This window comes from Streptomyces sp. NBC_01465 (genome assembly GCF_036227325.1).
GTDB lineage: Bacteria > Actinomycetota > Actinomycetes > Streptomycetales > Streptomycetaceae > Streptomyces.
Genome location: NZ_CP109467.1, coordinates 1,204,300 through 1,222,571, shown reverse-complemented (window position 1 = coordinate 1,222,571; position 18,272 = coordinate 1,204,300). Strand labels below are relative to the sequence as shown.

The window sequence follows — 18,272 nt, the reverse complement described above, 5'->3', positions numbered from 1 at the left end:
TAGCGGTGCTAATTAAAAGAGGTGTCCGAGGATGAACCTGGAGCTCAGCGAGGAGCAGTCCGCAGTCCGGCAGCTCGCGAAAGACTTCGTCGACCGCGAGATCACTCCCCACGTGATCGAGTGGGACCGCGCCGAGAACGTGGACCGTGCCATCGTCAAGAAGCTCGGCGCCCTCGGCTTCCTGGGCCTGACGATCCCCGAGGAGTACGGCGGCTCCGGCGGCGACCACCTCTCCTACTGCCTCGTCACCGAAGAACTCGGCCGCGGCGACTCCTCGGTCCGCGGCATCGTCTCCGTCTCCCTCGGCCTCGTCGCCAAGACGATCGCCCACTGGGGCACCGAGGCCCAGAAGAACGACTACCTCCCCGGCCTCACCTCCGGCGAACTGATCGGCTGCTTCGGCCTCACGGAGCCCGGCACCGGCTCCGACGCGGGCAACCTCACCACCCGCGCGGTCCGCGACGGCGACGACTACGTCATCAACGGCTCCAAGATGTTCATCACCAACGGCACCTGGGCCGACGTCGTCCTCCTCTTCGCCCGCTCCACCGACGCCCCCGGCCACAAGGGCGTCTCCGCCTTCCTGGTCCCCACCAGCGCCCCCGGCCTCACCCGCACCACCATCCACGGCAAGCTGGGCCTGCGCGGCCAGGCCACCGCCGAGCTGAACTTCGAGGACGTACGGGTCCCCGCCTCCGCGATGATGGCCCCCGAGGGCAAGGGCTTCTCGGTCGCGATGTCGGCCCTGGCCAAGGGCCGGATGTCGGTCGCCGCAGGCTGTGTGGGCATAGCCCAGGCGGCCCTGGACTGCGCGCTCACGTACGCCACGGAGCGCGAGCAGTTCGGAAAGACGATCGCCCACCACCAGCTGGTCCAGGAGATGCTCACGGACATCGCGGTGGACGTGGACGCGGCCCGCCTCCTCACCTGGCGCGTCGCCGACCTGATCGACCGCGGCAAGCCCTTCGTCACCGAGGCCTCGACGGCGAAGCTCTTCGCCTCGGAGGCGGCGGTACGGGCGGCCAACAACGCCCTGCAGGTCTTCGGCGGCTACGGCTTCATCGACGAGTACCCGGCGGGCAAGCTGCTCCGCGACGCCCGCGTGATGACGCTCTACGAGGGCACGAGCCAGATCCAGAAACTGGTCATCGGCCGCGCACTGACGGGAGTTTCGGCCTTCTGACTGAGTACGCAACTGAGTACGCGGGCGGATGTGGCCCCGGCCACATCCGCCCGATGCTGCTCCCATGAGTGAGACACCGGTCAAGCAGCAGAACACGACGGCGTACTACGGACAGGCCGTCGCCTCCTTCGCCCTCGCCCTGGGCGCCACGGCCGTCGGCATCTTCCAGCTGGACGCCAGCTCCTGGGTGCGCGCCTTCCTGGCCATCGCGGTCCTCTACCTCACCACCTCCGCATTCACCCTCGCCAAGGTGGTCAGGGACCGCCAGGAAGCCGGCCAGATCGTCAGCCGCGTCGACCAGGCCCGCCTGGAGAAGCTCCTCGCCGAGCACGACCCCTTCCAGAAGCTGTAAAGCTCCCCTAAGCGCTTGCTCAGTCGCGGGGTATGGTGTTCCTCCTGGACAGACGCCGGAAGGGGCGAGCGCATGGGCACGGCGGAGGAGACAGTCGGCGGCGAGGAGAAGCCGTGGGCGGAGGTCGGCCCCGAGGCCGCCCGGAGGCTGCTCGTCGCCGCCGTCGAGGCCTTCGCCGAGCGCGGGTACCACGCGACCACCACCCGTGACATCGCGGGCCGCGCGGGCATGAGCCCCGCCGCGCTCTACATCCACTACAAGACCAAGGAAGAGCTGCTCCACCGGATCAGCCGGATCGGCCACGAGAAGGCCCTGGAGATCCTGGAGACGGCCGCGGACGCCGAAGGCACCGCCGCCGACCGGCTCGCCTCGGCCGTACGGAGCTTCGTACGCTGGCACGCCGGCCACCACATGACGGCCCGCGTCGTCCAGTACGAGCTCGACGCACTGGGCCCCGAGCACCGCACCGAGATCATCGAACTGCGCCGCCGCAGCGACGCTGCCGTGCGCCGCATCATCAACGACGGTGTGGAAGCAGGGGAGTTCGACGTCCCCTACGTCCCCGGCACCACCCTCGCCGTGCTCTCGCTCTGCATCGACGTCGCCCGCTGGTTCAACACCGAGGGCCGCAGAACGCCCGACGAGGTCGGCGCGTTCTATGCCGACCTCGTCCTGCGGATGGTCTCGGCCCGCAGGCCGGACGCCGCTCAGAAGTAGTAGCGCGACACCGACTCGGCGACGCAGACCGGCTTGTCGCCGCCCTCGCGCTCGATCGTGACCGCCGCCGTCACCTGCACGCCGCCGCCCGCCTCCGTGACGTCGGTCAGCACGGCCGTCGCGCGCAGCCGCGAGCCGACCGGCACGGTGGAGGGGAAACGGACCTTGTTGGTGCCGTAGTTGATGCCCATCTTCATGCCCTCGACCCGCAGGACCTGCGGAACGAGCGCGGGCAGCAGCGACAGCGTCAGATAGCCGTGCGCGATCGTCGTCCCGAACGGGCCCGCGGCGGCCTTCTCCGCGTCCACGTGGATCCACTGGTGGTCACCGGTGGCCTCCGCGAACAGGTCGATCCGCTTCTGCTCGATCTCCAGCCAGTCGCTGTGCCCCAGCTGCTCGCCGACCCCGGCCCGCAGCTCCTCCGCCGACGTGAAGATCCTCGGCTCTGCCATGTCCCAGTCCCTGCCTTCCCGCATCCATCACAATGTCTAAGCGCTTGCTCAGCATCGTTGGATGCAGCCGTTTCTGTCAACGACGGGCAGTAGGGTTCGAGGGGTGCCGCAGATTCCAGAGAAGATCCACGAGCTCACGGTCGGCCAGCTGTCCGCACGCAGCGGCGCCGCCGTCTCCGCCCTCCACTTCTACGAGGCCAAGGGCCTGATCAGCAGCCGCAGGACCTCGGGCAACCAGCGCCGCTACAGCCGCGACGCCCTGCGCCGCGTCGCCTTCGTCCGCGCCGCACAGCGCGTCGGCATCCCGCTGGCCACGATCAGGGACGCCCTCGCTCAACTCCCCGAGGAGCGCACCCCCAACAAGGAGGACTGGGCACGCCTCTCCGAGGCCTGGCGCTCCGAACTCGACGAGCGGATCAACCGCCTCGGCCGGCTCCGCGACCATCTCACCGACTGCATCGGCTGCGGCTGTCTCTCCCTGGAGACCTGTGTCCTGTCCAACCCGGACGACGTCACCGGCGAGCGCCTCACCGGCTCGCGTCTCTCCCCGGAACGCCTCAAGTCGTAGCGGCTGCCGCGCCGTCCCCCACGGCGCGGGCTCTTCTCCAGGCGCTCATGCCACTGACGCCAGTTCCTTGCGCTGTACATCCCTGCGGCGCTTCGAGCGGACGAGCGCCTCGGTCGTCAGGACGGGCTGCGGCACCAGAATTCCGCAGCCGGTGCAGACGGGTCCCGACCACGGCTCGTGGGCCAGGTCCTGGACCCAGACCACCGAAGTCCCGTCACAGACGGGGCAGCGCGCGCCCGGATCCGCCCGAAGGGCGGAAATCAGCCGTCGCAGAACCTCGGCCAGAGGGGCCGAAGGGTGCACGGCGGGGTCGGCGCACCACGCCACCCCGCACCCTCCCCAGGTGCGCCGGTGCCAGTCGTCGAAGGTTCCGGGCCTCCGGAGTCCGTCGTGCTTCTCGCGCCTGCGGCGCTCCGCGAACTCCGCCTCGTAGGCGAGCCAGACGGCCCGCGCCTCTTCCAGTTCGTCGAGCGCGGCCACCAGCCGCGCCGGATCGGGATCCCGGTCCTCGGGTTCGATGTGATGCCTGGAACACAGATGGTCCCAGGTCGCCCGGTGCCCGTACGGGGCAAACCTCTCCAGGCATTTGCGCAGCGAATACCTCCGCAGCGCAAGGTCGTTGCGCGGATCGCGCACCTGTCTCGCGAGACTCCGGAACCCGGCCATCGCACGTCCACCTCCGTCGCTGGTACTTCGGCGTTGAGGGATAGACGTACGGCTGCCCGTTTTGGCTCCATCCAATTCCCGATGGCTGCCATCACCGATGGGCTCTTCGGGTGGGAGTGTGGCGATTACGAAAAGGTGACGCATGTTCACCTTACTGACGGGTCACCTCGCCAGTAACCTCCGGCGCATCGGCCCTCACAAGGAGCACGCATGCGACCACGCACCGCAAAGCTCAGAACTGCCGTCGCGGCAACGGTGTTTGCCCTCGGTACGGCACTCCTCGCCCCCCTGCCGCAGGCGACCGCGGCGGATCCGGCGCCCGCCGGCGACTACTGCGCGGGGCAGTGCAACGACATCCTGCCGCCCGGTGAGAACGGCAACGCCACCCTCGCCGCGATCCTCGCCCACCGCGCGCTCGGCACCCGCCCCGCCCACAGCGCCGACCAGATGGGCCCCTACGACGCCCTCGCGGCCGGGGCCGGCTCCCTCACCGACGCGAAGTTGAGCGACTTCTTCAACGACGCCTCCTTCGGCGTCCCCTCCGACCAGGTCGAGTCCGTCACCAAGCCCCGCGACGACGTCTCCATCACCCGCGACAAGAAGACCGGCGTCCCGCACATCAAGGGCACCACCCGCTACGGAACCGAGTTCGGCGCCGGCTACGCGGCCGGCCAGGACCGCCTCTGGCTCATGGACCTCTTCCGCCACATCGGCCGCGGCGAGCTCACCTCCTTCGCGGGCGGCGCGCTGGCCAACCAGGGCCTGGAGCAGGAGTTCTGGCCGCAGGCCCCGTACACGGAAGCGGACCTCCAGGACCAGGTCGACTACATCGCCACCACCCAGGGCGAGCGCGGCAAGCAGGCCATGGCCGACGCGCAGGCGTACGTCGACGGCATCAACGCCTACCGCCAGAAGTCCAAGGACGGCCGCTACTTCCCCGGCGAGTACGTCCTCACCGGCAAGATCGACGCGATCACCAACGCCGGTGAGATCCAGCCCTTCAAGGTCACCGACATGATCGCGCTCGCGTCGGTCGTCGGCGGTCTCTTCGGCGGCGGCGGAGGCGGCGAGGTCCAGTCCGCGATCTCGCTGCTCGCCGCCCAGCAGAAGTACGGCGTCGAGGAGGGCACCAAGGTCTGGGAGTCCTTCCGGATGCGCAACGACCCGGAGGCCACGCTCACCGTCCACGACGGCACCAGCTTCCCGTACGCGGGCAAGCCGGCGAACCCGCGCGGCGCGGCGATGCCCGACCCCGGTTCGGTGAAGTCCGAACCCCTCGTCTACGACCGCACGGGCGGCGCCAAGACGGCCGCCGAGACCCCGGTCAAGGCCCCGAAAGCGCTCAAGCCGCTCCAGGGCATCTACGACAACGGGGTGCTCCCCGCCGACCTGTTCAGCCAGAAGAAGGGCATGTCGAATGCCCTCGTCGTCTCAGGTCAGCACACCGCGAGCGGAAACCCGATCGCCGTCTTCGGCCCGCAGACCGGGTACTTCCTGCCCCAGCTCCTGATGCTCCAGGAGCTCCAGGGCCCGGGCATCAGCGCCCGGGGCGTCTCCTTCGCGGGCGTCGGCATGTACATCCAGCTGGGCCGCGGCCAGGACTACGCCTGGTCCGCCACCTCGGCGGGCCAGGACATCACCGACACCTACGCCCTCGAGCTCTGCCAGGACGACACCCACTACCTCTACCGGGGCGTCTGCACCCCCATGGAGAAGATGGAGCGCACCAACTCCTGGAAGCCCACGCTCGCCGACTCGACGGCCGCGGGCTCCTACCGGATGCAGGTCTGGCGCACGAAGTACGGCATCGTCACCCACCGCGCCACGGTCGGCGGCAAGCCCGTCGCGTACACCTCGCTGCGCTCCACCTACCGCCACGAGGCCGACTCCATCGTCGGCTTCCAGATGCTCAACGACCCCTCGTACGTGACGGACGCCAAGACCTTCCAGCAGGCCGCCGACCACATCGGCTACGCCTTCAACTGGTTCTACGCGGACTCCCGCGAGGCGGCGTACTTCAACAGCGGGATGAACCCGGTGCGCGCCGACGGCGTCGACGCGTCCTTCCCGGTCAAGGCCGAGCAGGCGTATGAGTGGAAGGGCTTCGACCCCGTACGCAACACCATGGAGCTCACCCCGGCCGCCCAGCACCCGCAGTCCGTCGGCCAGGACTACTACGTCTCGTGGAACAACAAGCAGGCCAAGGAGTTCACTTCGGCCGGTTTCGGCAACGGCCCCGTCCACCGCGTCGACCTCCTGGGCGACCGCGTCGCGGCCCTCGTGCAGCAGGGCGGCGTCACCCGCGCTTCGCTCACCCGGGCGATGGCGCAGGCCGCCGTCACCGATCTGCGCGGCGAGGACGTCCTGCCCGAGTTGCTGAAGGTCCTGCGCTCCAAGCCGGTCACCGACCCGGCCGCAGCCCAGGCGATCCAGCTGCTTGAGTCCTGGTCGGCCGACGGAACCCAGCGCAAGGAGAACGCCCAGAGTTCGCACGTCTACACGCACCCGGACGCGGTCCGCATCATGGACGCATGGTGGCCGCTGCTCGTGGAGTCGGAGTTCAAGCCGCAGCTCGGCGACGACCTGTACACGAAGCTCACGGCCAACCTCTCCGTCGACCAGGCACCCTCCGCGAGCCAGGGCCCCACGGGCGGTCATGCCGGATCGGCCTTCCAGTACGGCTGGTGGAGCTATGTCGACAAGGACATCCGTACGGTGCTCGGGAAGCCGGTCAAGGGCTGGCTCCCCACCTCCCTCTGCGGAGGCGGCGACCTGAGCGCCTGCCGCGACGCGCTGCTCACCACGCTCACCCGGGCCGCGGCCAAGACCCCGGCCCAGGTGTACCCCGGGGACGACAGCTGTTCCGCCGGTGACCAGTGGTGCTCGGACGCGATCATCCACCGTCCGCTGGGCGGCCTGAAGTTCTGGCCGATGCAGTGGCAGAACCGTCCGACGTACCAGCAGGTCGTCGAATTCCCCTCCCACCGCTAGGAGTTGAGACGGCGGCGGGCCGGATCACACAGCACCGATCCGGCCCGCCGCCAGCACCACCTTCGCCAGCTCCTCGTGGCAGATGTCGGTGTGCGCGCCGCCGGGCGGGCCCCCGTTGCGTACGACCGAGGCCGCGTCGATGTTCACGCACCCCGCGGTCGGGAAGCGTCCGCCGAGACCCAGCGCGTTCTGCAGGGTGAGCCGGACGGTCCCGTCCACGGACTGGATCCCGTCGTGGCCGATCGCACCCCAGCGCGGGTCGTCGTCGACGGCGCCCAACGAGTCGCCGGCCAGCCGCGAGGCGATCGGATAGATCACTCCGAGCGCGGTGTCGAAGTGCGAGTAGCAGCTGACCACAGGGCCGGCCACCCGCGACTGCAGCCCCGCGAGGACCCCGTTCGCGGCGAACGCGTAGTGCGAGAAGGCCCCTTCGAGCAGTGTCAGCGACCGTACGTTCCCCACCCCGGCGGGCAGCCCGCGCAGCCCGAACGAGACCAGCCGCGCCCCCTGGCTGTGCCCGACCAGATGTACCCGCATCCCCGGCCTGGCCCGGGCGAGACGCCCGAGCAGCGGTCCGAGTCCCAGCTGACCGACGGTCCCGGCGCGCCGCTTCATCGCGTAGTACGTGGCCTGCCGCAGCAGCTCCTTCGCCCCGCCCCACAGCCGCTTGAGCCCGCCGCCGAAGAGTTCCTCGGGGGCGGCCCCGGTCTCGGCCAGCGCGTCGGCGAAGAGCGTGCAGACGGTCAGGGTGTCCTCGTACAGCATGGCCGGATCGCTCTGGGGGCCGTCGTCCGTGTCCGTGTCGGTGGCGAAGCGCGCGTCCGGGCTCTGCACCGGTACGTCCACCAACTGCCGTACCAGCAGCCCGAATTCGTCGAACGCGCCCCGGTCCTCGGGCTGCTCGTCGAGGAGCTGCGCCAGCCGCTCGACCGTGTCGGCACGGTCGGGGAAGAACTGCATCAGCGACCGCTGCGACTCCGGGTCGAGCCCCGGCCCCGCGGCCACCGCCGACTGGTGCTTGAAGTCCGGGATCGGCTCGTCCGCGAAGACCATGGAGGGCCAGATGATGCCCGCGTAGCCGATCCGGACCCCCGGGGCACCCGCGAGCAGCCCGGGGACCGGGGCGAAGAACCGGCGGTAGAGCGCGGTGGCGCCCTGCCGGCTGCTGTTCCAGCCGTGCGCGAACATCACCAGGTCCGTGACGTCCAGCGTGGCCAGCAGATCGCGCTCCCGGGGATCGACGTCGCCGTCCTTGTCGAACGTGATCTCCCGGTACGGCTCCACATCCGTGTCTGTCATAGTCCGCAGCATCCTGCGGAATACGGCTCAGTGATAGGCCAGATACCGCTTCCGTACGGCCCGGAACGCGGCCAGTTCGCCCTGCCAGGCGGCGACGACCTCGTCGGTGGAGGCCCCCGCGTCGATCAGGGTGCGGACCTGCGTGGAACCCGTCAGTTTGTCGATCCAGTTGTCGGACCGCCAGGCGAATCCGTCCCAGACCTGCTGGGCGGTCACCAGCAGCCCGATCGCGGTGCGCACCGGGTCGAACGACTCCCGGTCCTGGACGTGGAGCTGGACCCCGCCGACCGTCTTGCCCTGGAACTTGGAGAAGGTCGGAGCGAAGTACGCCTCCCGGAAGCGCACCCCGTCCAGGCCGAGCGCGTTCGCTGCCGCGGCCCACTTCCCGTCGATGCCTTCCGCGCCCAGGAGCTCGAACGGCCTTGTCGTACCGCGCCCTTCGGAGAGGTTCGTCCCCTCGAAGAGGCAGGTGCCCGAGTAGACCAGCGCCGTGTCGGGCGTCGGCATGTTCGGGCTCGGCGGCACCCACGGCAGCCCAGTCGCGTCGAAGAAGTCGCGCCGCCGCCACCCCGACATGGCCACGGTCTCCAGCTCCACCGGCTGCGCCAGATACTCGCCGTTGAAGAGGCGTGCCAGCTCGGTGACCGTCATGCCGTGCGCCTGCGAGATGGGCTTGCGCCCGACGAACGTCGCGAACTCCGGGTGCATGACGGGCCCCAGCGCCGCCCGCCCGGTCACCGGGTTGGGCCGGTCCAGGACGACGAAGCGCTTGCCGGCGAGCGCGGCCGCCTCCATGCAGTCGTACAGCGTCCAGATGTACGTGTAGAAGCGCGCGCCCGCGTCCTGGATGTCGAACACGACGGTGTCCACGCCGGACGCGGTGAAGATGTCCGCGAGGGGCTGCCCGCTCTTGGTGTACGTGTCGTAGACCGGCAGCCCCGTCGCCGGGTCGTCGTAGCGCCCCTCGGACCCGCCCGCCTGCGCGGTGCCCCGGAACCCGTGCTCGGGCCCGAAGACCGCGGTCAGGTTCACCCGGGGGTCGGGGTGCATGACGTCGACGATGTGGCGCACGTCCTGGGTGGTGCCGGTCGGGTTGGTGACGATGCCGACCTTCTGCCCGGCCAGCAGCCGGTACCCGTCGGCGGCCAGCCGGTCGAAACCGGTCCGCACCCGCCCGTGCGCGGCGGCCGTACCCGCACCGGATGTCACGACACCCGCGGCGCCGACCGCGCCGCTCGCGGCCAGCAATCCCCTTCTGGACAGGCTCACTTGACTACCTCCGTGATCGCTCCGACTGTCATGGCCACGCAGGCTAGCCCCCTGACCCCTTCCAATGACACATACCGACTGGTTAGTCTGCTGGTGCACTCAAGGGAGAGGCAGGTCCAGATGAGTACGGTCCAGGGCGCGGGCGTCGTGGTCACAGGAGCGGGCGGCGGGATCGGGGCCGCGCTGGCCCGCCGGTTCGCCGCCGAGGGAGCCAGAGTCGTGGTCAACGATCTGGACCCGGACAAGACCAAGGCGTCGGCCGAGGCGATCGGAGCGATCGCGCTCCCCGGAGACGCCTCCGGGATCGTCGCCGAGGCGCGCGAGGCGCTCGGCGGGACCATCGACATCTACTGCGCCAACGCCGGCCTCGGCTCGGGCGGCGACGCCTTCGCCGACGAGGACGTCTGGGCCTCCGCCTGGGACGTGAACGTGATGGCCCACGTACGGGCGGCCCGAGAGCTCCTTCCCGACTGGCTGGAGCGCGGCGAGGGCCGTTTCGTCTCCACCGTCTCGGCCGCGGGGCTGCTGACCATGATCGGCGCGGCGCCGTACAGCGTCACCAAGCACGGAGCCCTCGCCTTCGCCGAGTGGCTCGCGCTCACCTACCGCCACCGGGGTCTGAAGGTCCACGCGATCTGTCCGCAGGGTGTCCGCACCGACATGCTCACGGCGTCCGGCTCGGCGGGCGACCTCGTCCTGACACCGACCGCCATCGAGCCCGAGGACGTCGCCGACGCGCTCTTCACGGCGATCGCCGAGGACCGCTTCCTGGTCCTGCCGCACCCCGAGGTCGCGGGCTACTACCAGGCGCGGGCGGCCGACCCCGACCGCTGGATCGGCAATATGAACCACCTGCAGCAGAAGTGGGAAGGGGCGGGCAAGTGACCAGCACAGCACCGGCGTCGATCTACGCGGCCAAGCCCTGGCTCGGCCGCCTCAGCGAGGCCCAGCGCGCCCCGCTCGACCCCCGCCCCACCGTCCTGCACGCCTTCCGCGACAGCGTGGCCGGCTCCCCGGACCACCCCGCGATCGCCTACTTCGACGGCCGCCTCACCTACCGCGAGACCGACGCCCTCTCCGACTCGGTCGCGGGCCACCTCGCCGCCGAGGGGATCCGGCAGGGCGACCGCGTCGCGATCATGCTGCAGAACAGCCCGCACTTCGTGCTCGCGCTGCTCGGCGCCTGGAAGGCCGGGGCGGTCGTGGTGCCGCTCAACCCGATGTACAAGTCGGGCGAGGTCGGCCATGTCCTGCGCGACGCCGAGGTCTCGGCCCTGATCTGCTCGGACCGCGCCTGGGATTCCTACCTGCGCGAGACGGCAGCCGACTCCCCGGTCCGTACGGCCCTCACCGCCTGCGAACGCGACCTCCAGACGCGCAACGACGAGCGCGTCCTCGGCTTCGACCGCCTGGAGCAGGCAGCCGACGCGGCGGACCTCCTGGCGGTGGCCCGCCAGGGCCACCCGGCACCCGACGACCGCGAACTGGCGGCCACCGACGTGGCGTTGATCAGCTACACGTCCGGCACGAGCGGCACCCCCAAGGGTGCCATGAACGCCCACGGCAACATCATGATCAACGCCGAACGCCAGCGCACCGGCCACCCCATACCCGAGGGTGCGGCCTACTTCGCCCTGGCCCCGCTCTTCCACATCACCGGCATGGTCTGCGAGCTGGCCACCGCCCTCGCCAACGCGGGCACCCTGGTGCTGGCCTACCGCTTCCACCCGGGCGTCGTACTGGACGCGTTCCTCGAACACCGCCCCGCCTACACCGTGGGCCCCTCGACCGCCTTCATGGCGCTCGCCGCGACCCCGGGCGCGACCCCCGACCACTTCTCCTCCTTCCAGGTGATCTCCTCGGGCGGGGCGCCGGTCCCGCCGGCCCTGGTGGAGAAGTTCCGGGCGGGCTTCGGCCCGTACATCCGCAACGGGTACGGACTCACCGAGTGCACCGCGCCCTGCGCGGCGGTCCCGCCGGAGCACGAGGCCCCGGTCGACCCGGTCTCCGGCACGCTCTCCGTGGGCGTTCCCGGACCCGACACGGTCGTCCGTATCGTCGACGAGAACGGCGACGACGTCCCCTTCGGCGAACAGGGCGAGATCGCGGTACGCGGCCCCCAGGTGGTCTCCGGCTACTGGCGTCTGCCCGAGGCGACGGAAGCGGCCTTCCCCGACGGGGAGTTGAGGACCGGCGACATCGGCTTCATGGACCCCGACGGCTGGCTGTACGTGGTCGACCGGAAGAAGGACATGATCAACGCGTCGGGCTTCAAGGTCTGGCCGCGCGAGGTAGAGGACGTCATCTACACGCACCCCGCGGTGCGCGAGGCGGCGGTCGTGGGGATCCCGGACGCGTACCGGGGAGAGTCGGTGAAGGCGTACGTCAGCCTGCGCCCGGGTGCCGAACTGGAGCCCGGGGACCTCTCCGCGTACTGCAAGGAACGCCTCGCCGCGTACAAGTACCCGCGCGAGGTGGAGATCCTGCCGGAGCTGCCGAAGACGGCGAGTGGGAAGATCCTCAGGCGGGAACTGCGTTCCCCCCACTGAACAGAGAACAGAGAGAAGGGTGGCGGCCTGATGGCAGCCAGGACGACCGACGGGAACGGTACCCCCGTCCCCCAGAGGCTGCTGGCTGCCGCCACCCGCCTCTTCGCCGAGCAGGGCTACGACCGCACCTCGGTCCAGGAGATCGTGGAGGCGGCCGGGGTCACCAAGGGCGCGCTCTACCACTACTTCGGCTCCAAGGAAGACCTCCTCCACGAGGTCTACGCCCGGGTGCTGCGCCTCCAGCAGGAACGCCTGGACGCCTTCGCGGACGCGGACGCGCCGGTGGAGAAGAGGCTGCGGGACGCGGCGGCGGACGTGGTCGTGACGACCATCGAGAACCTCGACGACGCGTCGATCTTCTTCCGCTCGATGCACCATCTGAGCCCGGAGAAGAACAAGCAGGTACGGGGGGAGCGCCGCCGCTACCACGAGCGCTTCCGCGCGCTGATCGAGGAGGGCCAGAAGGAGGGCGTCTTCTCGACGGCGACACCGGCGGACCTGGTGGTCGACTACCACTTCGGCTCGATCCACCACTTGTCGACGTGGTACCGCCCGGGTGGCCCGCTCACGCACGTGGAGGTGGCGGACCACCTGGCGGACCTCCTGCTGAGGGCGCTGCGGCCGTAACAGCCCCGGAGGGGCTTGATCTTGCCTGTACTTGCGATGCAAGTGCAGCAAAATCAAGCCCCTCCGGCGATTGAGGAGCGGGGGTCCGGGGGCGGAGCCCCCGTGTGGGGCCGCGCCAACCCGCCCCGGCTACACGTACCGCTTCAGTTCCCGCCGCGCCAGCGACCGCTGGTGCACCTCATCGGGCCCGTCCGCAAGCTTCAGCGTCCGCGCCCCCGCCCAGAGCTCCGCCAGCGGGAAGTCCTGGCTGACCCCGCCCGCCCCGTGCAACTGCACCGCGTTGTCGATGATGTCGACGACCGCCCGAGGCGTAGCGATCTTGATGGCCTGGATCTCGGTGTGCGCCCCCCGGTTCCCCACCGTGTCCATCAGCCACGCCGTCTTCAGCACCAGCAGCCGCAGCTGCTCCACCGTGACCCGCGCGTCCGCGATCCAGTTCTGTACGACGCCCTGCGAAGCCAGCGGCTTGCCGAACGCCTCGCGGGACACCGCTCGCCGGCACATCAGCTCGATGGCCCGCTCGGCCATCCCGATCAGCCGCATGCAGTGGTGGATCCGGCCCGGACCCAGCCGCGCCTGCGCGATGGCGAACCCGCCGCCCTCCTCGCCCACCAGGTTCGCCGCCGGCACCCGCGCCCCGTCGAAGACGACCTCCGCGTGACCGCCGTGGTAGTGGTCCTCGTACCCGTAGACGGTCATCGCCCGCCGGACCTCGACCCCCGGTGTGTCGCGCGGGACCAGGATCATCGACTGCTGCCGCCGCACGTCGGAGCCGTCCGGGTCCGTCTTGCCCATCACGATGAAGATCTTGCAGTCGGGGTTCATCGCCCCGGAGATGTACCACTTCCGGCCCGTCACGACGTACTCGTCGCCGTCCCGCTCGATCCGCGTCTCGATGTTCGTCGCGTCCGACGAGGCGACCTCCGGCTCGGTCATCGCGAACGCGGAGCGGATCTCCCCGGCGAGCAGCGGCTCCAGCCACTGCTTCTTCTGCTGCTCGCTCGCGAACTGGAAGAGAAGCTCCATGTTCCCGGTGTCGGGGGCGGCGCAGTTCAGCGCGGTCGGGCCCAACTGCGGGGAGCGGCCGGTGATTTCGGCCAGCGGGGCGTACTGGAGGTTGGTCAGCCCGGCACCGTACTCGGCATCCGGAAGGAAAAGATTCCAGAGCCCCTGCCGGCGCGCCTCCTCCTTGAGCTCCTCGACCACCGCCGGGGTGTCCCACGGTGAGTCGAGCAGCGCGCGCTGCTCGTGCGCGACGGCTTCCGCCGGGTAGACGTGCTCGTCCATGAAGGCCAGCAGCCTGGTGCGGAGCTCTTCGGTCCTGGCGTCGTATGCGAAGTCCATGGCGGGTGTTCAGCCTTCCTGGAGGGTGGTGAGTCCGTGCTCGATGAAGACGGGCACGAGCCCGCCGATCTGGTCGAAGCCGGCGCCGACGGTCTGGCCGAGGGTGTAGCGGTAGTGGATGCCCTCGAGGATCACGGCGAGCTTGAACCAGGCGAAGGCCGTGTACCAGGCGATCGCGGAGGTGTCCCGGCCGGAGCGCTCCGCGTACCGCGCGACGAGCTCGGCGGGGGAGGGGTGGCCGGCGGCGCCGCTCGTCGTCGAGACGGGAGCGTCGGGGATGCCGAGGTCGGAGCTGTACATCACCAGCAGGCCGAGGTCGGTGAGCGGGTCGCCCAGCGTCGACATCTCCCAGTCGAGGACGGCCTTGATGCGGTCGTCGTCACCGAGGAGCACGTTGTCCAGGCGGTAGTCGCCGTGGACGACGGTCGGCGCGGGGGAGTCGGGCAGTGCACGGCCGAGTGCGGCGTGCAGCTCGTCGATGCCGGCGAGTTCACGGTTGCGCGAGGCGTCCAACTGCTTGCCCCAGCGCCGCAGTTGACGGTCGAGGAAGCCCTCGGGCCGGCCGAAGTCGGCGAGCCCGACCGCCTCGGGGTCCACGGCGTGCAGATCGACGAGCGTGTCGACCAGTCCGAGGACCGCCGCGCGGGTGCGCTCGGCACCGAGCGGGGCGAGCTGGGGCGCCGTGCGGTACGGCGTTCCCTCGACGAACTCCATGACGTAGAACGGCGATCCGATCACCGTCTCGTCCTCGCAGAGCAGCACCGGCTCGGGGACCGGCACGGCGGTCGGGTGGAGCGCGCTGATCACCCGGTACTCGCGCTTCATGTCATGAGCGGTCGCCAGTACGTGCCCGAGCGGCGGCCTGCGCACGACCCACCGGCCGGTGCCGTCCGTGACGACATAGGTCAGGTTCGAGCGGCCGCCCTCGATCAGCCGGGCGCTGAGCGGTCCGCTCACCAGACCGGGGCGCGCGCGGTCGAGATGGCCGCGGAGTGCCTCCGGGTCGATGCCTGGGGGGTGGACTGCGCTCATGGGAGGCACCTCCGGATGGTGATGACGAGTGGCGTACGCACACATCATGCCGACCAGTCGGTATGCAGTCCACCCCCGGGGTGCCAGGACCTATGCGTGACAGGCCACGGGAACCCCGCCGTTCATCGCCGCCATGTCCCCGAAAACGGCCACCGGATCCAGCGGGGACCCCTCGGGCAGGCCGTCCAGCTCCGCGTAGGCGCGGTGCAGATTGGCCACCAGGCGCTCGCTCTCGCGCAGCGCACGAAACTCGCCGAGGTCCGCCTCGCGCGCGGCCTCCAGGGGGGTGAGGCCCTTGGCGTGGGTGGCCCCGGCCAGTTCGGCGACGTACAGCAGATAGCGCTCGGTGTCGTCGTACGCGGAGGGATCGGTGACCGGGCCGTGCCCCGGCACCACGGTCTGCGCGTCCAGCGACCGCAGCAGCTCCAGCGCCCGCAGCGACCCGCTGAGCGAACCCATCGGCAGGAAGGGCGTGCCGCCCCGGAAGACCAGGTCGCCGGTGAAGACGATGCCCTGCCCGGGGAGGTGGACCACGGTGTCGCCGACCGTGTGCGCCACACCGGGGTGGATCAGCCGCACCTCGGTCTCCCCGAGATGGACGGTGAGGCGCTCGCTGTAGGTGAGCGTGGGCGCCGTGATGCTGATGTCGCCGAAGTCCGTCTGCGGCCACACCAGATGGAGCTGGCGCCCGGCGGCCAGCACTTCGCTGCGGCAGGAGTCGTGGCCGACGACCGTCGCGTGCGGGGCGAAGAGGCTGTTGCCGTAGGTGTGGTCCCCGTGGTGGTGCGTATTGACGACCGTCCGCGGGAGCGGCGCCCCGACCGCGGTCACCGCCTCGCGCAGGGCCTCGGCCCGCCGCAGCGTGGCGGTGGTGTCGACGAGGAGCGTCGACACCCCGTCGCTGACGATCCCGGCATTGTTGAGACACCAGCCGCCGTCCGGCTGGACATAGGCGTGGACATGCGGTGCGAGTGCGACGGTGTACGGAGCCGTGGCGGTCATCGGGGTCCCCCGGGGGAAGTGGATCAAGTGGTGAGCACACCTTGCCAGTTGCTCAGTCCTCGTCCCAACCCTGCGCGGCGGCGAAGGCGTCCCCGTGCTCCGCCGACCAGCGGCCGAGCGCCTCGATCGGCTCCAGCAGGGTCCGCCCGAGCGCGGTCAGCGTGTACTCGACACGGGGCGGCGACTCGGCGAACACCCGCCGCTCCACGAGGGCGTACCCCTCCAGCCTGCGGAGCGTCTCGGTCAGTACCTTGCTGCTGATCCCGCCGATCTCGGCCCGCAGCTCGCGCGGCCGGCGCCCGCCCCCGGACAGGGCGTACAGGACCACCGCGTTCCAGGTGTTGGCCATCAGGTCGAAGCCGAGCCGTGCCCGGCAGTCCGCGAGTACCCGGTCCACAACACCCCTCCCCGGCAGGCGGATTGGGCACCGATCGGTAACCGGGGCCCCGCCTAGCTTACGTACATGCGCATCGGAATCCTTGGCACAGGAAACATGGCGGACGCCCTCGCGACCCACTGGGTGAGGGCCGGACACGACGTACTGATCGGCGGCCGCTCGCCGGACCGCACGGCGGCGACCGCGGCGAGAACGGGCGCACGCCCCGGCACACTCGCCGAGGCGGCCGCCTTCGGCGACGCCACCCTCCTGGCGGTCCCCCACGAAGCAGTCCCGGACATCCTGCTCACCGCCGGCGAACTGCGCGGACGGACCCTGATCGACTGCACCAACGCGATCGGCCCCGCCCTCACCCTGACCGCCCCGGCCGCGGCCCGCGCCCTCGCCGACGCGACGGGCGCGCACGTGGTCAAGGCCTTCAACCACTGCTCCGACGACATCTGGCGCCGGCCGCCGCCCGGCCTCGCGGTCCCGCTCTGCGGCGACGACGAAGGGGCGCTGGCGACGGTCCGCACGCTCGTACGCGACCTCGGCTGCGAACCCCTGGACATCGGCGGCCTGGAGCGCGCCGAGCTCCTCGAGGCCACGACCGCGCTCCTGATAGGCCTGTGGAAGAGCGGCAAGGACCCCCGCACCATGCTGCCGCCCGCCCCGGTTGCATAAGGACGACGCAGGTCAGAGGCTCGTCTGTATGAAGGCGATCAGCTACAGCAACTACGGCGGGCCCGACGTCCTGGAGTACGGCGAGCGTCCCGACCCCAAGGTCGGTCCCGACCAGGTCCTGGTGAAGGTGCGCGCCGCCTCCGTCAACCCGGTCGACTGGAAGTGCCGCGAGGGCTACCTCGACGGGATCCTCGACGCGGTCTTCCCCGTGATCCCGGGCTGGGACGTCTCCGGCGTGGTCGTCCAGCCCGGGGCCTCGGTCACCGAGTTCGCCGTCGGCGACGAGGTCATGGGGTACGTCCGCGAGGACTTCCTCTCCCGGGGCACCTTCGCCGAGTACGTCGCCGCACCCGTCCGCACCCTGGCCCGCAAACCGCTGCGCCTCAGCTTCGAGGAGGCGGCGGGGCTGCCGCTGGCCGGGCTCACCGCGTACCAGGTGCTGCGCGCCCTGGAGATCGGCCCCGGGGACACGGTCCTGGTGAACGCGGCGGCGGGCGGAGTGGGCTCCCTCGCCGTACAGCTGGCGAAGAACGTCGGCGCCCGGGTCATCGGCACGGCCGGCGAGCACAACCACGACCATGTGCGCTCGCTGGGCGCGGAGCCGGTCACGTACGGGGAAGGACTCGCGGACCGGATCCGCGCCCTGGCACCCGACGGCGTCGACGCGGCCTTCGACACGATCGGCGGCGAGACCCTGAAGGTCTCCGCCGACGTCCTGGGCCCCGGCGGCCGGCTGGCGTCCGTCGCGGACGGCGAGGTGACGAGCCTCGGCGGCCGCTATGTGTTCGTACGGCCCGACGCGACGGATCTGCACACGCTCGGCGTGCTCGCCGACGAGGGCGTGGTCACGGTGCACGTGGACCGCACGTTCCCGCTGGAGCAGGCGGCCGAGGCGCACCGGCTGAACGCGGAGGGCCGCACCCGCGGCAAGATCGTCGTCACCGTCGACTGGGAGACGCCCTGATCAGACCGGGGAGACCAGGAACGCGACGACCAGGCCGGCCAGCGCGAGAAACGCGCCGCCCAGCGCCATCGCGACCGCGGGCACCTCGTCGGCCGGGGCACTTCCGGTCTGCCGGCAGCACTTCAGGTCCCAGACGGCCTGGATCATCAGTGATGCGCCGACGACGCCGAACAGCAAGAGGATGAAATCTGACATAA

Annotated in this window: 19 protein-coding genes; 10 read left to right on the top strand and 9 right to left on the bottom strand. The window is 70.6% G+C overall.

All coding sequences use genetic code 11. From position 1 onward, the window contains the following. The first annotated feature begins 31 nt into the window (after window positions 1–31). The 3 genes from OG707_RS05505 (at window position 32) to OG707_RS05495 (ending at window position 2,252) form a co-directional block, all read left to right on the top strand. Window positions 32–1,183, top strand: a complete 1,152-nt coding sequence (locus tag OG707_RS05505) for an acyl-CoA dehydrogenase family protein (RefSeq protein WP_329114948.1) — start codon at window positions 32–34, stop codon at window positions 1,181–1,183. A gap of 64 nt (window positions 1,184–1,247) precedes the next feature. Continuing rightward, entirely contained in the window at window positions 1,248–1,535 is a 288-nt protein-coding gene (locus OG707_RS05500; RefSeq protein ID WP_329114945.1) for a YiaA/YiaB family inner membrane protein, read from the top strand. Between the two features lie 72 nt (window positions 1,536–1,607). After that, window positions 1,608–2,252 carry a TetR/AcrR family transcriptional regulator gene (locus OG707_RS05495; protein WP_329114943.1) on the top strand — a complete coding sequence of 215 codons (645 nt, stop codon included), beginning with the start codon at window positions 1,608–1,610 and terminating at the stop codon, window positions 2,250–2,252. Here OG707_RS05495 and OG707_RS05490 read toward each other — a convergent pair. Next, window positions 2,243–2,704 carry a MaoC family dehydratase gene (locus OG707_RS05490; RefSeq protein ID WP_329114941.1) on the bottom strand — a complete coding sequence of 154 codons (462 nt, stop codon included), beginning with the start codon at window positions 2,702–2,704 and terminating at the stop codon, window positions 2,243–2,245. The two genes, OG707_RS05495 and OG707_RS05490, sit on opposite strands and share 10 nt — an antisense overlap. Before the next feature lie 103 nt (window positions 2,705–2,807). Here OG707_RS05490 and soxR point away from each other — a divergent pair, with 103 nt between their 5' ends. Continuing rightward, a complete protein-coding gene (gene soxR / locus OG707_RS05485; protein ID WP_329114939.1) occupies window positions 2,808–3,272 on the top strand; it encodes a redox-sensitive transcriptional activator SoxR in 465 nt (154 codons plus the stop codon). A gap of 45 nt (window positions 3,273–3,317) precedes the next feature. Here the strand turns inward: soxR and OG707_RS05480 are convergent, their stop codons facing one another. Then, window positions 3,318–3,938 (bottom strand): hypothetical protein, encoded by a 621-nt coding sequence (locus OG707_RS05480; RefSeq protein ID WP_329114937.1) that lies wholly within the window; start codon window positions 3,936–3,938, stop codon window positions 3,318–3,320. Between the two features lie 210 nt (window positions 3,939–4,148). On the opposite strand from OG707_RS05480, the gene OG707_RS05475 reads away from it, so the two are divergent. Continuing rightward, window positions 4,149–6,929 carry a penicillin acylase family protein gene (locus OG707_RS05475; RefSeq protein ID WP_329114935.1) on the top strand — a complete coding sequence of 927 codons (2,781 nt, stop codon included), beginning with the start codon at window positions 4,149–4,151 and terminating at the stop codon, window positions 6,927–6,929. Between the two features lie 24 nt (window positions 6,930–6,953). Here the strand turns inward: OG707_RS05475 and OG707_RS05470 are convergent, their stop codons facing one another. Together OG707_RS05470 and OG707_RS05465 are read right to left on the bottom strand one after the other, a co-directional pair. Next, on the bottom strand, window positions 6,954–8,228 hold the full coding sequence (locus OG707_RS05470; protein WP_329114933.1) for a serine-threonine protein kinase: 1,275 nt from the start codon (window positions 8,226–8,228) through the stop codon (window positions 6,954–6,956). 27 nt (window positions 8,229–8,255) lie between these two features. Next, window positions 8,256–9,497, bottom strand: coding sequence for an exo-beta-N-acetylmuramidase NamZ family protein (locus OG707_RS05465; protein ID WP_329114931.1), 1,242 nt, complete (start codon window positions 9,495–9,497; stop codon window positions 8,256–8,258). Between the two features lie 120 nt (window positions 9,498–9,617). On the opposite strand from OG707_RS05465, the gene OG707_RS05460 reads away from it, so the two are divergent. From OG707_RS05460 to OG707_RS05450, 3 genes are read left to right on the top strand one after another with little or no spacing between them, the layout of a single operon-like run. Next, window positions 9,618–10,382: an SDR family oxidoreductase gene (locus OG707_RS05460; RefSeq protein ID WP_329114928.1), complete on the top strand. Its 765-nt coding sequence runs from the start codon at window positions 9,618–9,620 to the stop codon at window positions 10,380–10,382. Then, entirely contained in the window at window positions 10,379–12,046 is a 1,668-nt protein-coding gene (locus OG707_RS05455; protein ID WP_329114925.1) for a class I adenylate-forming enzyme family protein, read from the top strand. Before OG707_RS05460 ends, OG707_RS05455 begins: the two co-directional genes overlap by 4 nt. A gap of 30 nt (window positions 12,047–12,076) precedes the next feature. After that, on the top strand, window positions 12,077–12,673 hold the full coding sequence (locus tag OG707_RS05450) for a TetR/AcrR family transcriptional regulator (protein WP_329114923.1): 597 nt from the start codon (window positions 12,077–12,079) through the stop codon (window positions 12,671–12,673). Between the two features lie 129 nt (window positions 12,674–12,802). On the opposite strand, the gene OG707_RS05445 is transcribed toward OG707_RS05450, so the two are convergent. From OG707_RS05445 to OG707_RS05430, 4 genes are all read right to left on the bottom strand, one after another. Then, a complete protein-coding gene (locus tag OG707_RS05445) occupies window positions 12,803–14,017 on the bottom strand; it encodes an acyl-CoA dehydrogenase family protein (protein WP_329114921.1) in 1,215 nt (404 codons plus the stop codon). 9 nt (window positions 14,018–14,026) lie between these two features. Further along, window positions 14,027–15,049, bottom strand: coding sequence for a phosphotransferase family protein (locus OG707_RS05440; RefSeq protein ID WP_329114918.1), 1,023 nt, complete (start codon window positions 15,047–15,049; stop codon window positions 14,027–14,029). Window positions 15,050–15,139: 90 nt separating this feature from the next. Next, window positions 15,140–16,051 (bottom strand): MBL fold metallo-hydrolase, encoded by a 912-nt coding sequence (locus OG707_RS05435; protein WP_329114916.1) that lies wholly within the window; start codon window positions 16,049–16,051, stop codon window positions 15,140–15,142. Between the two features lie 52 nt (window positions 16,052–16,103). Further along, on the bottom strand, window positions 16,104–16,400 hold the full coding sequence (locus tag OG707_RS05430) for a winged helix-turn-helix transcriptional regulator (RefSeq protein ID WP_329127618.1): 297 nt from the start codon (window positions 16,398–16,400) through the stop codon (window positions 16,104–16,106). Between the two features lie 114 nt (window positions 16,401–16,514). Between OG707_RS05430 and OG707_RS05425 the strand changes: the two genes are divergently transcribed. Both OG707_RS05425 and OG707_RS05420 read left to right on the top strand, forming a co-directional pair. Continuing rightward, on the top strand, window positions 16,515–17,111 hold the full coding sequence (locus OG707_RS05425) for an NADPH-dependent F420 reductase (protein WP_329114914.1): 597 nt from the start codon (window positions 16,515–16,517) through the stop codon (window positions 17,109–17,111). A 28-nt stretch (window positions 17,112–17,139) separates the two neighbouring features. Beyond that, on the top strand, window positions 17,140–18,075 hold the full coding sequence (locus OG707_RS05420) for an NADP-dependent oxidoreductase (RefSeq protein WP_329114912.1): 936 nt from the start codon (window positions 17,140–17,142) through the stop codon (window positions 18,073–18,075). On the opposite strand, the gene OG707_RS05415 is transcribed toward OG707_RS05420, so the two are convergent. Beyond that, window positions 18,076–18,270 carry a hypothetical protein gene (locus tag OG707_RS05415; RefSeq protein WP_329114910.1) on the bottom strand — a complete coding sequence of 65 codons (195 nt, stop codon included), beginning with the start codon at window positions 18,268–18,270 and terminating at the stop codon, window positions 18,076–18,078. Between the last annotated feature and the right edge of the window lie 2 nt (window positions 18,271–18,272).